11 protein-coding genes are annotated in these 14,434 nt (G+C 60.3%); 5 read left to right on the top strand and 6 right to left on the bottom strand.

The genetic code is table 11. The annotated features are described in order from the left end of the window. Nucleotides 1–39: 39 nt before the first annotated feature. The gene (opgC, locus tag G9X67_RS29120; RefSeq protein ID WP_171600259.1) at nt 40–1,278 is read left to right on the top strand and encodes an OpgC domain-containing protein; all 1,239 of its coding nucleotides are present in this window, start codon (nt 40–42) and stop codon (nt 1,276–1,278) included. A 50-nt stretch (nt 1,279–1,328) separates the two neighbouring features. On the opposite strand, the gene G9X67_RS29115 is transcribed toward opgC, so the two are convergent. Then, nucleotides 1,329–1,682, bottom strand: a complete 354-nt coding sequence (locus G9X67_RS29115) for a VOC family protein (protein WP_138331916.1) — start codon at nt 1,680–1,682, stop codon at nt 1,329–1,331. Between the two features lie 982 nt (nt 1,683–2,664). Further along, on the bottom strand, nt 2,665–4,428 hold the full coding sequence (locus tag G9X67_RS29105; protein ID WP_138331914.1) for a glucan ABC transporter ATP-binding protein/ permease: 1,764 nt from the start codon (nt 4,426–4,428) through the stop codon (nt 2,665–2,667). 318 nt (nt 4,429–4,746) lie between these two features. On the opposite strand from G9X67_RS29105, the gene G9X67_RS29100 reads away from it, so the two are divergent. The 3 genes from G9X67_RS29100 to G9X67_RS29090 all read left to right on the top strand — a co-directional run bounded on the left by G9X67_RS29100 (nt 4,747) and on the right by G9X67_RS29090 (nt 9,944). Then, entirely contained in the window at nt 4,747–5,502 is a 756-nt protein-coding gene (locus G9X67_RS29100; RefSeq protein ID WP_138331913.1) for a LuxR family transcriptional regulator, read from the top strand. Nucleotides 5,503–5,717: 215 nt separating this feature from the next. Continuing rightward, the gene (gene pyc, locus G9X67_RS29095; protein ID WP_138331912.1) at nt 5,718–9,182 is read left to right on the top strand and encodes a pyruvate carboxylase; all 3,465 of its coding nucleotides are present in this window, start codon (nt 5,718–5,720) and stop codon (nt 9,180–9,182) included. A 189-nt stretch (nt 9,183–9,371) separates the two neighbouring features. Beyond that, the gene (locus tag G9X67_RS29090) at nt 9,372–9,944 is read left to right on the top strand and encodes an NAD(P)H-dependent oxidoreductase (RefSeq protein ID WP_138331911.1); all 573 of its coding nucleotides are present in this window, start codon (nt 9,372–9,374) and stop codon (nt 9,942–9,944) included. A gap of 61 nt (nt 9,945–10,005) precedes the next feature. Here G9X67_RS29090 and G9X67_RS29085 read toward each other — a convergent pair whose 3' ends face one another. From G9X67_RS29085 to G9X67_RS29070, 4 genes are all read right to left on the bottom strand, one after another. Next, a complete protein-coding gene (locus G9X67_RS29085; RefSeq protein WP_138331910.1) occupies nt 10,006–10,767 on the bottom strand; it encodes an amino acid ABC transporter ATP-binding protein in 762 nt (253 codons plus the stop codon). After that, a complete protein-coding gene (locus G9X67_RS29080; RefSeq protein ID WP_027668542.1) occupies nt 10,764–11,444 on the bottom strand; it encodes an amino acid ABC transporter permease in 681 nt (226 codons plus the stop codon). The genes G9X67_RS29085 and G9X67_RS29080 overlap by 4 nt, the downstream gene beginning before the upstream one ends. A 200-nt stretch (nt 11,445–11,644) precedes the next feature. After that, a complete protein-coding gene (locus G9X67_RS29075; protein ID WP_131663109.1) occupies nt 11,645–12,418 on the bottom strand; it encodes an amino acid ABC transporter substrate-binding protein in 774 nt (257 codons plus the stop codon). 152 nt (nt 12,419–12,570) lie between these two features. Further along, complete coding sequence (locus G9X67_RS29070) at nt 12,571–13,440, bottom strand: EamA family transporter (protein ID WP_171600257.1); 870 nt, start codon at nt 13,438–13,440, stop codon at nt 12,571–12,573. Between the two features lie 213 nt (nt 13,441–13,653). Here G9X67_RS29070 and G9X67_RS29065 point away from each other — a divergent pair, with 213 nt between their 5' ends. Beyond that, on the top strand, nt 13,654–14,430 hold the full coding sequence (locus G9X67_RS29065) for a DeoR/GlpR family DNA-binding transcription regulator (RefSeq protein WP_138331908.1): 777 nt from the start codon (nt 13,654–13,656) through the stop codon (nt 14,428–14,430). Nucleotides 14,431–14,434 lie beyond the last annotated feature (4 nt).

Genomic DNA, 14,434 nt, shown 5'->3' with positions numbered 1-14,434 from the left:
CGTCGTCGCGTTTGCAAATCGGATAATAAGGAGAAACCCATGGCAAGCACGCCGACCGAAGCCATCGTCACGGGGCGCAGTTCCCTATCCGCAGCTGCGCCAGTGCGTGACACGAGGCTCGACGTCTTGCGCGGCGTGGCGCTGATCATGATCTTCATCAATCATGTTCCCGGACAGATCTTCGAATATGTGACGACGAAGAATTTCGGTTTCTCCGATGCCGCCGAAGCCTTCGTGCTGATCTCGGGCATTGCCGTCGGCCTTGCCTATGGGTCCCGCTTCCAGCCAGGCAACCGGCTGACGGTGGCGATCAAGGCGGTAAAGCGCGCCTTTACGCTCTATCTCGCCCATATGATCACCACCTTCATGACGCTGGCGCTCTTCATCTGCGGTGCATGGCTGTTCCATCGGCCGGGATTGCTGGTTGAAATCAATATCCTGGCGGTTCTGATGAACCTAAAGGAAGGCATTCCGGCACTGCTCCTGCTCGGCCACCAGATCGGCTACAACAATATCCTGCCGATGTACGGCGCGCTGATGCTGATGGTGCCTATTATCCTGCTCTTAAATGCGCGCAGCCCTTGGCTGGCGCTCGGCGTATCGGCCACGGTCTGGCTGCTTGCGGGCATCTATGAAGTGGCGCCGCACAACATGCTGATCGAGAGCTACTGGTTCCTCAATCCGCTCTCCTGGCAGTTCCTATTTTCGATCGGCATCGTCTCGATGCTGCATATCAAGCGCGGCGGCACGATCCCGCAGCATCCGCTGCTGCTGACGGCCGCTGCCGGTTACGTCGTGCTGTCCTTCGTCTGGGTGACCGGCCATCTCTGGATTTTCGGCAACTCGCTGGCAGCACTCGGCCTGCCGACTGTTATCACCGGTTTCGACAAGACCTTCCTGTCGCTGCCGCGGCTGCTGCATGTGCTGGCGCTGACCTATCTCGTTATCAGCATCCCCGCGCTCTCGCGTATCCTGCGCCGTCCTGTGGACCATCCGCTGACGATCCTCGGCCGCCATTCGCTGAACATCTTCGTCGCCGGCACGATCCTCGCCATGATCGGCCAGGTGGTGCTCTACATCACCAACAAGGACCAACTGGTCGGTCCGCTCTTCGTGATTGCAGGGATCGCGATACAATTCGCCTATGCCTATTATCTCGAGCGCAAACGCCAGCAGGGCAAGGTCAAGGGGAAACTTGTCACCGATACCGCCACCATCCCTGTTCCGGTCCGCATTGGCGGAACGGCAAATGCCTATCGCCGGAACGATCGGAAATAGGGCTCGGATTTTTCCCGACATGAAGGAGCCGGTGGCCGATGGCCGCCGGCTCAATTTTTATGGACGAGGATGTTCACCAGCTTGCCGAAGGGATCGCGCACATAAAAGCGCCTGACGCCCCAAGGCTCGTCGGCCGGGCCGTACTCGATCGGGAAGCCTGAGGCCGACATCGCCGCGAAAGCAGCATCGAGGTCATCGACTTCGATCGAGAGGTCGGGCACCTCCGTTCCGGAACCGCCTTCACTGGCGATGCTGAGCTGAACGTTCATCGAGCGCGCCGCGCCGAACGTCGTGATCCACCCGTGATCCATGATGACGTCAAGACCGAGGATATCCTGATAGAAGCGCCGGGCCGGGGTGATATCCGCTGCCTGGATATTGGCGACGATGCGCAGGACCTTCATGGGTTTTCTCCCTATGCTCCGTTGACTGGCGAAGGATAGGGAAGATCGGCGGGGTGATCAATCGTGTGGGTTGGAGCGGAGATGTTGTGCCGTGTGTTACCCCCTCTGCCCTGCCGGGCATCTCCCCCACAGGTGTACGGTCTTGATACATACCTGACAGATGTTCGGAGACATGCCTGACACTTCCGCGATGATTTCTCGGGAGGTCGGCATGGTTTGGCGGAGAGATGCCCGGCAGGGCGCGACACCGTCTCTCGGTTTTCGGGAACGGTTTGAGGCTATGACTGCCTCGGCCTCCATCTTTGAGATCATTGCGCGAGGCATTGCTGTCATAGGCTTTATCGCTCCAGATGGCTTGAGCTGTCTCGTTATTGAGCTTGCGTGATGTCGCGACCTGGCCGGCCATCGAGGTAAAGAGCAGGGGACGCCCGAGCGTATCGATCGGCATATGGGCCTTGACCGTCAGTCCACCTCTGGAACGCCCCAGCGCCTGATCCTTGGCCCCTCCTTTCCGCTCGCAGCCTGTTGATGGGCACGCATGATGGTGCTGTCGATCATTAAGTACCGATTGTCCCGGTTAGCAGTGAGGGCATCAAAGACCCGCTCCCATACGCCGGCATGGCATCAGCGACTGAACCGGCGGTGGACCGTCTTCCACTTGCCGTAGCGCTCCGGCAGGTCCTGCCAGTGCGCGTCCGAGCGCAGTATCACAAACACCCGTTCACAAACGTCCGGTTGTCTACTCCCGTTCGACCCGGATCACTGGATTTGTCTGGCAACAAAGGCGCAATTCGCGACCATTGCGCCTCGTTCAACTCGTATCGCTTCACGCCATCAAAGGCCTTCGTGCTGCACACGGTATCCTATGAATCAGTGATCAACCGAGTTGAGAATCCCGAATGCCGATCGATCCTCAGTTCCAGGCAAACAAAAAGGCCGGAAGGAGTTACCCTTCCGGCCTTTATCTTGAAACCCGAACCGATCAGGCGGCTTCGGTGGTATGGGCCTTGCGGACCTCTTCGTCCGTCAGGATGCCGCTGGCGCGCAACAGGGCAGCGAAGCGGCCGTTGCTGTGGCTGAGTTCGTCGAAGCTGCCCTGTTCGACGACGCGGCCGTCATCCAGGAAGAGCACCATATCGGCTTCGCGGACCGTCGACAGGCGGTGGGCGATGATGAAGGTGGTGCGGTTCTGGCGCAGATTGTCGATTGCGGCCTTGACGCGGTTTTCGGTTTCGACGTCGAGCGCCGAGGTCGCCTCGTCGAGCACCAGGATTGGCGCGTCCTTGAGGATGGCGCGGGCAATCGCGATGCGCTGGCGCTCGCCGCCGGAGAGCTTGTTGCCGCGTTCGCCGACATGCGTATCGTAGCGATCCTCACGCGTCTCGATGAAGTCGGCGGCGGCGGCGGCTTCGGCCGCACGGCGCATGTCTTCCTCGCTGGCGCCCTCGCGGCCAAGGCGGATATTGTCGCTGATCGAACGGTTCAGCAGGCCCGCATCCTGGAAGACGGTGGCGATGTGGCGACGCAGCGACTTGCGGGTCACCTTGGTGATATCGGTGCCATCGACGAGAATCTTGCCGCCCTGGGCATCGTAGACACGCTGCAGTAGGTTGACGAGCGTCGTCTTGCCGGCGCCGGTCGGGCCGACGATCGCGACCGTCTGGCCTGCCTTCACCGAGAAGGAGACGTTATGCAGACCTTGCGAGCTGTTGCCGAAACCGAAGGAGACGTCGCGGAATTCGATCGCACCCTTAACGTCCTTGATCTCGCCGTTGCCGGCAGGCTCTTCACGTTCACGCACCGAGTCTTCCAGCGCATAGAATTCCTCAAGCTTGGAACGGGCCTCGAAAATCTGCGTGGCGAACTGGCGCATCAGGTCGAGACGGCCGATCAACAGGTTGGCAAAGCCGATGAAGGCGATGACGTCGCCGACGCGCAGCTGGCCGGCCTGGACGAGCATAGTGCCGATGATCAGGACCACCATCATCGCGATGGTCGACGCCATGCGGTTCAGTGCGCTGGCGATCGCCCACCAGTCGAGCACCGGATACTGGGCTTCGAGCAGACGGTCGGCAAAGGATTTCAGCGCCCTGGTTTCGGCCTCGATGCGGTTATAGCTGTGCAGGACCGAAACGTTGCTGATCGAGTCGCTGACATGCGAAAAGACGGTGTGATAATGGTTCTCGACCGAAGCCTGACCGTCCTTGGTGCGGCTCATGACGACGCGGCCGATCAGCCAGTAGGCGATGGCAAGCACCATGAGCACGGCGGAAAGGCGCATGTCCATCGCCATTGCGGTCGGTATCAGAAGGGCAAGCGCGATAACCGTCGACAGGTGGTTGCGCATGAATTCCAGCCAGAGGCCGAACAGCGTTTCGCAGGCGCGCAGCAATGTATGCAGCGCGTTGGAGGTGCCGCGCTGATGGTGCCAGCCGAGCGGCATGGAAATGATGCGGCCGAAGGCTTCCGTCAACAGCGTCGCCCGCCGGCCATGGGCCAACCGGTCGGCCTCGCGGGCCACCAGGACGAAGGCAATGGTGTTGAAGACGGCGAAAGTCGCCCACATGAAGAGGATGGGCTTGACCTCACCCTTGCCCGAAATCGCATCGATGATACGACCGAACAGGATCGGCTCCGCGATGGTGATCGTCGCAAGAACAATGTTTGCGACAACGACCAGGGATACGCGCAGCTTGTAGGCGCCAAGATAGCGCAGAGCTCTTGCATAGACCTTAAATAGCGTCACGTCGAACCTCTTGTGCATCTGCGAAAACGGGATGATGCGATGCTACAAAAGGCTACCTGAACGGGCGATTAACGGAGTATTCAGGCTTCAACCGATGTGATGATTGATACGATCGTACTATTGCAGGACGCGACGAGATGGCCATGGCGCCGAAATTGCCGTTCGGCTATATCTCGCGACAATTTGCGCTTGCATTTTATTAAATGTTTAGCGCAGCATTAAGTTACAGACTGCATTTATTGAAGACCGTTTCGCGACCAGATTGACCAGCCGCCGACGGCCTCATGCGGGCATCAGGTCCGGGCAAGGGGCATTTTTGTGAATATTAATTCGTTAATTCAATTGCTTGTAATTCTGGAAGAATGCTCAAATCCTGAAGCTGTCATCACCGAACTGGAGCAGATCCTCCACGGTTGTGGCTTCGAATATTACGGTCTGCCACGCCATTTGCCGCAGACCCCGATGCAGCAGAATCCGGAGCCTTGGGCTGCGGCGCTTGCCGGCCGCTGGCCGGAACAATGGCCGCAGATATATACCGCGAAAAAATATGCTCTGATCGATCCGATGGTGCGCTATCTCGCTCATGCGCAGCGGCCTTTCCGCTGGCGGGAGGCGATGGCGGCATTCCGCAAGGACGCCTATAATCGCCGCATGGAGCAGATGATGGTCGATGCCTTCGGGCACGGGTTGGAGGATGGCTACATCTTTCCCATCCACGGACGCAACGGCATTCTCGCCAGCCTTAGTCTCGCCGGCAAGCCGATCGAGCTGTCGCCGGTGGAAATCGCATTGCTGGAGGCGGTGGCGCGCAAGGCCTTCTGGCGGTTGCTCGATCTGAAAGGCGAGGCGCAGGCACTGGAAACCGTGCTGCCGGCCGACACGCCGCTGACGCGGCGCGAGATGGAAATCCTGCATTATCTCGCCGAAGGCATGACTTCGATGGAGATCAGCAAGATGCTGAAGATCTCAAACCACACCGTCGACTGGTATATGAACGGCTTGCAGGACAAGCTGAAGGCGAAAAACAGGCAGCAGGCGGTAGCGCTTGCCTTCCGGCATGGCCTGATAAGTTAGAGCAATTCCGCTTCTCATCGAAGCGAAACCGCTCTGCTTTTTATTTTTTACGCAACTCCGGACGCAAACCGCTTGGCGCTTTTCCTGGAATTGCTCAGCATGTCGAAAAATTGCATTTCGCAGTCGCAAGATAAATTGAACTTTCTGTGACAAGAAGTTAAGAATTTCCTTCGCGGGTGCAGCATTCCCGCGTCTGAACGTCTGAGGAGACCGTTTTGCCCATTTCCAAGATTCTCGTTGCCAATCGCTCTGAAATTGCCATTCGCGTGTTCCGCGCGGCCAACGAGCTTGGAATAAAAACAGTGGCGATCTGGGCGGAAGAGGACAAGCTGGCGCTGCACCGCTTCAAGGCGGACGAGAGCTACCAGGTCGGCCGTGGCCCGCATCTTTCCAAGGACATGGGCCCGATCGAGAGCTATCTGTCGATCGAGGAGGTGATCCGCGTTGCGAAACTCTCCGGCGCCGATGCCATCCATCCCGGCTACGGCCTGCTGTCGGAAAGCCCCGAATTCGTCGATGCCTGCAACAAGGCCGGCATCATTTTCATCGGCCCGAGGGCCGATACGATGCGCCAGCTCGGCAATAAGGTTGCGGCGCGCAACCTGGCGATCTCGGTCGGCGTTCCCGTGGTGCCGGCCACCGGGCCGTTACCGGAGGACATGGCCGAAGTGGCGAAGATGGCGGAGGGGATCGGCTACCCCGTCATGCTGAAGGCCTCCTGGGGCGGCGGCGGGCGCGGCATGCGCGCGATCCGCGATCCAAAGGATCTCGCCCGCGAGGTGACGGAAGCCAAACGCGAGGCGATGGCGGCCTTCGGCAAGGACGAGGTCTATCTGGAAAAGCTCGTCGAGCGCGCCCGCCATGTCGAAAGCCAGGTTCTCGGCGATATGCACGGCAATGTCGTGCATCTCTTCGAGCGTGACTGCTCGATCCAGCGTCGCAACCAGAAGGTCGTCGAGCGCGCGCCGGCGCCCTATCTCTCGGAGGCGCAACGCCAGGAACTCGCCGCCTATTCGCTGAAGATCGCGGCCGCCACCAATTATGTCGGCGCCGGTACCGTCGAATATCTGATGGATGCCGATACCGGCAAATTTTACTTCATCGAAGTCAATCCGCGTATCCAGGTCGAGCATACGGTGACCGAAGTTGTCACCGGCATCGACATCGTCAAGGCGCAGATCCACATCCTCGACGGCTTTGCGATCGGCACGCCGGAATCGGGCGTGCCGCGCCAGGAAGATATCCGTCTCAACGGTCATGCGCTGCAGTGCCGCATCACCACGGAAGATCCGGAGCATAACTTTATTCCGGATTACGGCCGCATCACCGCCTATCGCTCGGCGTCCGGTTTCGGCATCCGCCTCGATGGCGGCACCTCCTATTCAGGTGCGATCATCACCCGCTTTTATGATCCGCTTCTCGTCAAGGTCACGGCATGGGCGCCCAATCCGTCCGAAGCGATCGCCCGCATGGACCGGGCGCTGCGCGAATTCCGTATTCGCGGCGTGGCAACCAACCTGACCTTCCTCGAAGCGATCATCGGCCATCCGAAATTCCGGGATAACAGCTACACGACACGCTTCATCGACACGACGCCGGAACTCTTCCAGCAGGTCAAGCGCCAGGATCGCGCCACGAAGCTCCTGACCTATCTCGCCGACGTCACCGTCAATGGCCATCCCGAGGCCAAGGATAGGCCGAGGCCGCTGGAAAACGCTGCCGAGCCGGTGGTTCCCTACGCCAACGGCAATGCGGTCAAGGATGGAACGAAGCAGCTTCTCGATACGCTCGGCCCGAAGAAATTCGGCGAATGGATGCGCAACGAAAAGCGCGTGCTTTTGACCGACACAACGATGCGTGATGGCCACCAGTCGCTGCTCGCCACCCGCATGCGCACCTATGACATCGCCCGCATTGCCGACACCTATGCGCATGCGCTGCCGAACCTTCTGTCGCTCGAATGCTGGGGCGGCGCGACTTTTGACGTCTCCATGCGCTTTCTGACCGAGGACCCGTGGGAGCGCCTGGCGCTGATCCGCGAGGGCGCGCCGAACCTTCTGCTGCAGATGCTGCTGCGCGGCGCCAACGGCGTCGGCTATACCAATTATCCCGACAATGTCGTCAAATATTTCGTCCGCCAGGCGGCCAGAGGAGGCATCGATCTCTTCCGCGTGTTCGATTGCCTGAACTGGGTCGAGAACATGCGTGTCTCGATGGATGCCATTGCCGAAGAGAACAAGCTCTGCGAGGCGGCGATCTGCTATACCGGCGATATCCTGAACTCGGCCCGTCCGAAATACGATCTGAAATACTACACCGACCTTGCGGTCGAGCTCGAGAAGGCAGGCGCGCATATCATCGCGCTCAAGGATATGGCGGGCCTTCTCAAGCCTGCGGCTGCGAAGGTTCTGTTCAAGGCGCTGCGCGAGGCGACCAGCCTGCCGATCCATTTCCACACGCATGATACATCGGGTATTGCGGCCGCGACCGTTCTTGCCGCTGTCGATGCCGGCGTCGATGCTGTCGATGCGGCCATGGACGCGCTTTCCGGCAATACCTCGCAGCCCTGTCTCGGTTCGATCGTCGAGGCGTTGCGCGGTACGGAGCGTGATCCGGGCCTCGATCCGGAATGGATCCGCCGTATCTCCTTCTATTGGGAAGCGGCGCGTAACCAATATGCCGCCTTCGAAAGCGATCTGAAGGGTCCGGCATCCGAAGTCTATCTGCACGAAATGCCGGGTGGCCAGTTCACCAACCTCAAGGAACAGGCCCGCTCGCTCGGCCTCGAGACCCGCTGGCATCGGGTGGCGCAGGCCTATGCCGACGCCAACCAGATGTTCGGTGATATCGTCAAGGTGACGCCGTCTTCCAAGGTCGTCGGCGACATGGCGCTGATGATGGTGTCCCAGGATCTGACGGTCGCCGACGTCGGCAGCCCCGACAAGGAAGTCTCCTTCCCGGAATCGGTGGTCTCGATGCTGAAGGGCGACCTCGGCCAGCCGCCGTCAGGATGGCCCGAAGCACTGCAGAAGAAGGCGCTGAAGGGCGACAAGCCCTATACCGTGCGCCCCGGCTCGCTGCTCAAGGAGGCCGATCTCGATGCGGAGCGTAAAGTCATCGAGACGAAACTCGAGCGCGAGGTCAGCGACTTCGAATTCGCCTCCTACCTGATGTATCCGAAGGTCTTCACCGACTTCGCGCTCGCCTCAGATACCTACGGCCCGGTCTCGGTGCTGCCGACGCCCGCCTATTTCTATGGCCTCAAGGATGGCGAGGAGCTGTTTGCCGATATCGAGCGCGGCAAGACGCTTGTCATCGTCAACCAGGCGATGAGCGCCACCGACAGCCAGGGCATGGTGACCATCTTCTTCGAGCTCAACGGCCAGCCGCGCCGCATCAAAGTGCCGGACCGGGCCCATGGGGCGACGGGTGCCGCCGTCCGCCGCAAGGCCGAACCAGGCAATGCCGTTCATGTCGGCGCGCCGATGCCGGGTGTCATCAGCCGTGTCTTCGTCTCGCCCGGCCAGGCCGTCAATGCCGGTGACGTGCTCGTCTCCATTGAGGCGATGAAGATGGAAACGGCGCTGCATGCGGAAAAGGATGGGACGATTTCCGAAGTACTGGTACGGGCCGGCGATCAGATCGATGCCAAGGACCTGCTCGTCGTCTACGCAGGCTGAAGGGCTGCCGTCTTCGCAAAGGCGCCTATCAGCCGACTTTGCGAGCCGGCTCCCTTCACTCGATTGTGTACGATCGGCCTGTCAAAAAGCTGATTTTCCGAAGCCTTCGCGCCTTGCCCGGCGCGGAGGCTTTCTCATAAACTTGCGCTCCCACCATCCGCCCCCAAGACCAATCAGGAAATGATATCCATGAGCAAGTTGAAGATTGCCGTCATCGTCGGCAGCACGCGTATTGGCCGTTTTGCCGAGCATCCGGCCAAGTGGATTGCCGCTATCGCCGCAGAGCGCCAGGACATCGAGGTCGAGGTTCTCGACCTGCTCGAATACCCCATGCATTTTTTCGGTGAGCAGCGTGCCACGACCGCTGAAAGCGAGACGGCAGAGCGCTGGAAAAAGAAGCTGCGTGAATTCGACGGCTTCATTTTCACCGTTGCCGAGTACAATCACGCTCCGACGGCGGTTCTGAAGAACGCCATCGACCTCGGCGAGTTCATCCACAAGCCGGTCGGTTTCGTCGGTTACGGCGGCGTCGGCGGCGCACGTGCGGTCGAGCATCTCCGGCTGATCTTCGTGGAAATGGGTGCAGCTTCGGTGAAAACGGGCGTGCATATCGCGCTTGGCGAATATCTCGGGGTCCTCAAGGAAGGCAAGAGCCTCAGCGATTACGCGCATCTCAACGAAGCCGCGAAGAACCAGCTCGACCAGCTCACCTGGTGGGGCAATGCGCTGAAGGCGGCGCGCTCGGTCGTCACGGCCTCCTGATTGGCGTTCCAGCTAATGCCGGGATGTTGGCGTCCCGGCATTGGCTCAGATATGGTAAGTCTCAGATATCGTAAGTATGGGCGGCGTTGATCGTCGAGATGAAGCGCTTGGTGCGTTCGCGCTCCGGTGCGCTGAAGATCGCTCTGGCGCTGCCCGTTTCCACCACGCTGCCGGCTTCCAGGAAAACGACGTCATTGGCGATCTTCGAGGCGAGCCGGAGATCGTGGGTCGCCATCACCATCGTCGTGCCTTCGCTGGCAAGCTTGCCCAGCACATCGACCACTTCGGCCGAAAGCTCGGGATCGAGGGCGGATGTCGGCTCGTCGCACAGAAGCACGCGCGGCGACGGCGCCAGCGCGCGGGCGATCGCGACGCGCTGCTGCTGGCCGCCCGACAATGTCGAAGGCCAGGCATCGGCCTTGTGGGTCATGCCGACCTTGGTCAGCAATTCCATCGCACGCTCGCGGGCCTTTTCTTTCGGCCATCTCAGCACCGTCACCAGGCCTTCCATGACATTCTCGATCGCGGTCTGATGCGGGAAGAGCTGGAAATTCTGGAAGACCATGCCGGTCTGGCGGCGGATCTTCTGGATCGCCGGCCAGCTCGTTCGTTTGCCCGGTGCAAAGGCCAGCTTCTCCTCTCCGAGGCGGATGGAGCCGGCGGTCGGAATTTCGAGCAGGTTGATGCAGCGCAGCAGTGTACTCTTGCCGCCGCCGGAAGGCCCGACCAGCGCGGTGACACTGCCTTCGGGGATACGGATACTGATATCCTTGAGGATGACGGCGTCGCCGAAGCGCTTTTCGATGTTGGAAAGCTCGATCATGCATTTGCCTCCAGCATGCCGCCATAACGCGCGAAGCGGCGTTCCAGCCGCACCTGCAGCTGCGAGAGGACGGAGCTCAGGACGAGATAGACCAGCGCCGCCTCGATATAGAGGATCAGCGGCTCATAGGTGGTGGCGACGATGCGCTGTGCTGCCTGGAAAAGCTCAGGCACGGTGATGGCCGCAGCAAGCGAGGTGTCTTTGACCAGCGAGATGAAAGTGTTCGACAAAGGCGGCACGGCGACGCGAGCCGCCTGCGGCAGGATGGTGCGGCTCATCGCCTGGCGCCAGCTCATGCCGATCGAATAGGCGGCTTCCCACTGGCCCTTCGGTACCGAGGAAATGACGGCGCGGATGATCTCGGAGCTATAGGCGCCGATATTCAGCGTGAAACCGATGAGGGCGGCCGGAAAGGCATCGAGCAGGATGCCGAGGCTCGGCAGGCCGTAGAAGATGACAAAGAGCTGCACGAGCAGCGGCGTGCCGCGAATGACCCAGACATAGAAGCGCGCGATGGCGGACAGCGGCATCGGCCCGAAGAGCCGGGCGATCGCGGTGGCGAGCCCGAGCGTCAGCCCGAAGGCGAAGGACAGCAGGGTCAGCGGAATGGTGAAGATCAATCCCGCCCAGAGGAGCGAGGGTAGCGATTCCGCCATCAGTTGGAGCCAGTGCGGCAAGGGCGTTCCTTCTGGTCGGTTGGGTGGTGATATCTCGGAATACCCCTCCCCAACCCCTCCCCACAAGGGGGAGGGACTTATCTAGGTGCCGCCCCGCACGAAATAGCAACCGAACTGCTAGCCGAAACGATGGCGATCCGCCGCCAAAGTCCCTCCCCCTTGTGGGGAGGGGTTGGGGAGGGGATTTTCTTGAACGAAGCTTACTTGGAAACGTCCTGGCCGAAATACTTGTCGGCGATCTTCTTGTAGGTGCCGTCGGCCTTGATGTCGGCAAGCGCCTTGTTGATTTCGGCGAGAAGCTCCGGCTCGTTCTTGCGGATGATGATGCCGGAGTAATCGGCATTTTCCTGCTCGGCGACGATCTTCACCGGTGCGTCCGGCTTGTGCTTCTTGAAATCGAGGAAGGAGAGGCTGTCGTTGATCGTGGCGTCGGCGCGCTTGGTCAACACCAGCTGGATCGACTGATCGAAACCGTCGGTGCCGACGAGCTCGGCGCCGGCTTCGGTTGCGAGCTTGCCGAAGTTGCTGGTCAGCGACTGGGCGGACTTCTTGCCCTTCAGGTCGGCGAAAGACTTGATGCTGTCGTCGCCGTCGCGGGCGATCAATACGGCCTTGGAGGCGATATAGGGCTCGGAGAAATCGTATTTCTGCTTGCGGGTTTCGGTGATGCCGACCTGGTTGATGACGGTATCGTAGCGCTTGGCATCGAGGCCGGCGATCAGGCCATCCCACTTGCCTTCGACGAACTCGGCTTTGACGCCGAGCTTGGCGGCGATCGCTTCGCCGATCTCGACATCGAAGCCGACGAGCTTGCCGCTTTCGTCATGATAGGTGAAGGGCGCATAGGTGCCTTCGGTGCCGATCTTGAAGACGCCGGCCGATTTGATGGCGGCGAGGTTTTCACCGGCATGGGCAGGCAGGAGGGCCGCGGCCTGAATGAGGGCAGCGGCGGCGACGGTTTTCAACCAGTTCATTGTTTCATCCATCCTTGGGAGGTTGTTATCGGATGGGGATAGTTGGCAGAAAATTATGGCGCCGGAAGCGTAGAAAACTGCGAATAAAAGCAGCAACTGCAAATATTTTTCTCAAACGGCCGCTCGAACCATGAATCCCGCAGAAACAGGCATCAGGCGGTGATGCGGCGGCGCAGTTTTTCGCTGACGATGATGATCAATCCGGCGCCGAGGATCATCGCCGCGCCGACGACCACATTGTGCGTGGGGATATCGGCCCAGATTAGATAACCCAAGAGGAAGGCCCAGATGAGAGAGCTATATTCGAATGGCGCAAGCACGGAGACGGGCGCCTGGCGCATGCCTTCGAAAAGGGCGAACTGCGCGCAGCCGGCAACGATGCCGGTGGCGATGAGGAGCGCGAGCTGCGTCATATCGGGGGTCTGCCATGTCCAGATCACGGCAACGCCGGTCATGGCAAGGAAAAAGACGTTGGAAACGGTGAGCTGGATAATCGTCTTCTCATGCAGCGAGGTCTTGCGCAGCAGCACCATGGCAGAGGCCCAGAGCACGGCCGCCTGCAGCGCCAGATAGACCGGCCAGGAGATGGTGAGGCCGATCGGATTGCAGGCAATGAGGACGCCGACGAAGCCGACGCCAACGGCCAGCCAGCGCGCCGGCGTGACCTTCTCCTGCAGGATGAACCAAGCAAGCAAGGTGCCGACAACAGGTGCGGCGTAATAGAGCGTGGTCACTTCGGCAAGCTGCAGGCGGCTTGCAGCGGAATAATAGGAAAGCCAGGCGCAGAGAAGAAGGATGCTGCGGGCGATCATCGGCTTGATGATCGGCGACGTCATCGTCTGACGGACGAGCTTGCCGCGACCATAGGCGAGACAACCGACGAGGATGGTGAGACTGCGGAAAAACAGGATCTGCCAGACGGGAATGCTTGAAGCCAGGACCTTGATGATCGCGTCATGGAAGGTGAACGCCATATAGGCGACGGTCGTGAGCAGGATGCCCAGGCTGACGGAGTTTTTCACGGGGAGAACGCACCAGGTGGCGGATATGCCGGCGGGAATCGGGAATGATCAATCGATATTCCCGCCTCTCGGACCGGTCAATAGGGCATGTTCACTCTGGTGGGTGCAGCTTTGTTTCCGAACGTCAGAAAACGTGTGTTCGTGCATATTGCCTGCATGATTATAAGCGTTTATGCACGTTTCTAATTCGTAAGCTACGGACCCGGTAGGAACATGCAGGATTTTCTGTTGCGAGAGCGCCAAGGCGTGATTTCCGAGAGGCTGCGGCTGAATGGCCGCGTGCTGGCGACGGAGCTTGCGCTCGAATTCGGCGTCTCCGAGGACACGGTGCGACGGGATCTGCGGGAGATGGCGGCGGCAGGGCTCTGCGAGCGGGTTTATGGCGGTGCATTGCCGGTCTCGCCGGCGCATGGAAGCCTGACGCAACGCATCGGCTTTGCCGCTGACCGGAAACAGGCGCTGGCGCGCGCAGCGGCAAAGCAGATTGCCGCCGGTTCGACTGTGTTCTTCGATGCCGGCAGCACCAATCTGGCGATTGCCAACGCATTGCCGGCCGAACTTGCACTCACGGCTGCGACGAATGCGCCGGCGATTGCCGCGGCGCTAATCGACAAGCCTGGCGTCAACGTCATTCTGATCGGCGGGATGGTCGACCGGCAGACGGGCGGTTCGCTCGGCGCCAAGGCCTTGCGGGATATGGAACAGATTTCGCCCGATCTCTGCATTCTCGGCGCCTGCGGGGTCGATCTCGAAGCCGGCATCACGGTGTTCGGCTTCGAGGATGCGGAGTTCAAGCGGTTTGCGACGTCCAGGAGCAGAAAAGTGTTGGTGGCTGCAACCTCGGAGAAATTCGGCACTGCGGCCCCCCATAGCATCCTGCCGGTTGCCCATTGCGAATGCCTGGTCGTCGAGCACGATGCCGATCCGGCCGTTCTCGCCCGTTACCGCGAGCGCGGATGCAGAACTGTTCTCGCCGAGAAAACGAACTGAGGCG

The sequence above is a fragment of the Rhizobium sp. WYCCWR 11152 genome, assembly GCF_013087615.1.
GTDB classification, from domain to species: Bacteria; Pseudomonadota; Alphaproteobacteria; order Rhizobiales; family Rhizobiaceae; genus Rhizobium; species Rhizobium indicum.
This window is presented reverse-complemented; position numbering and strand designations above follow the sequence as displayed.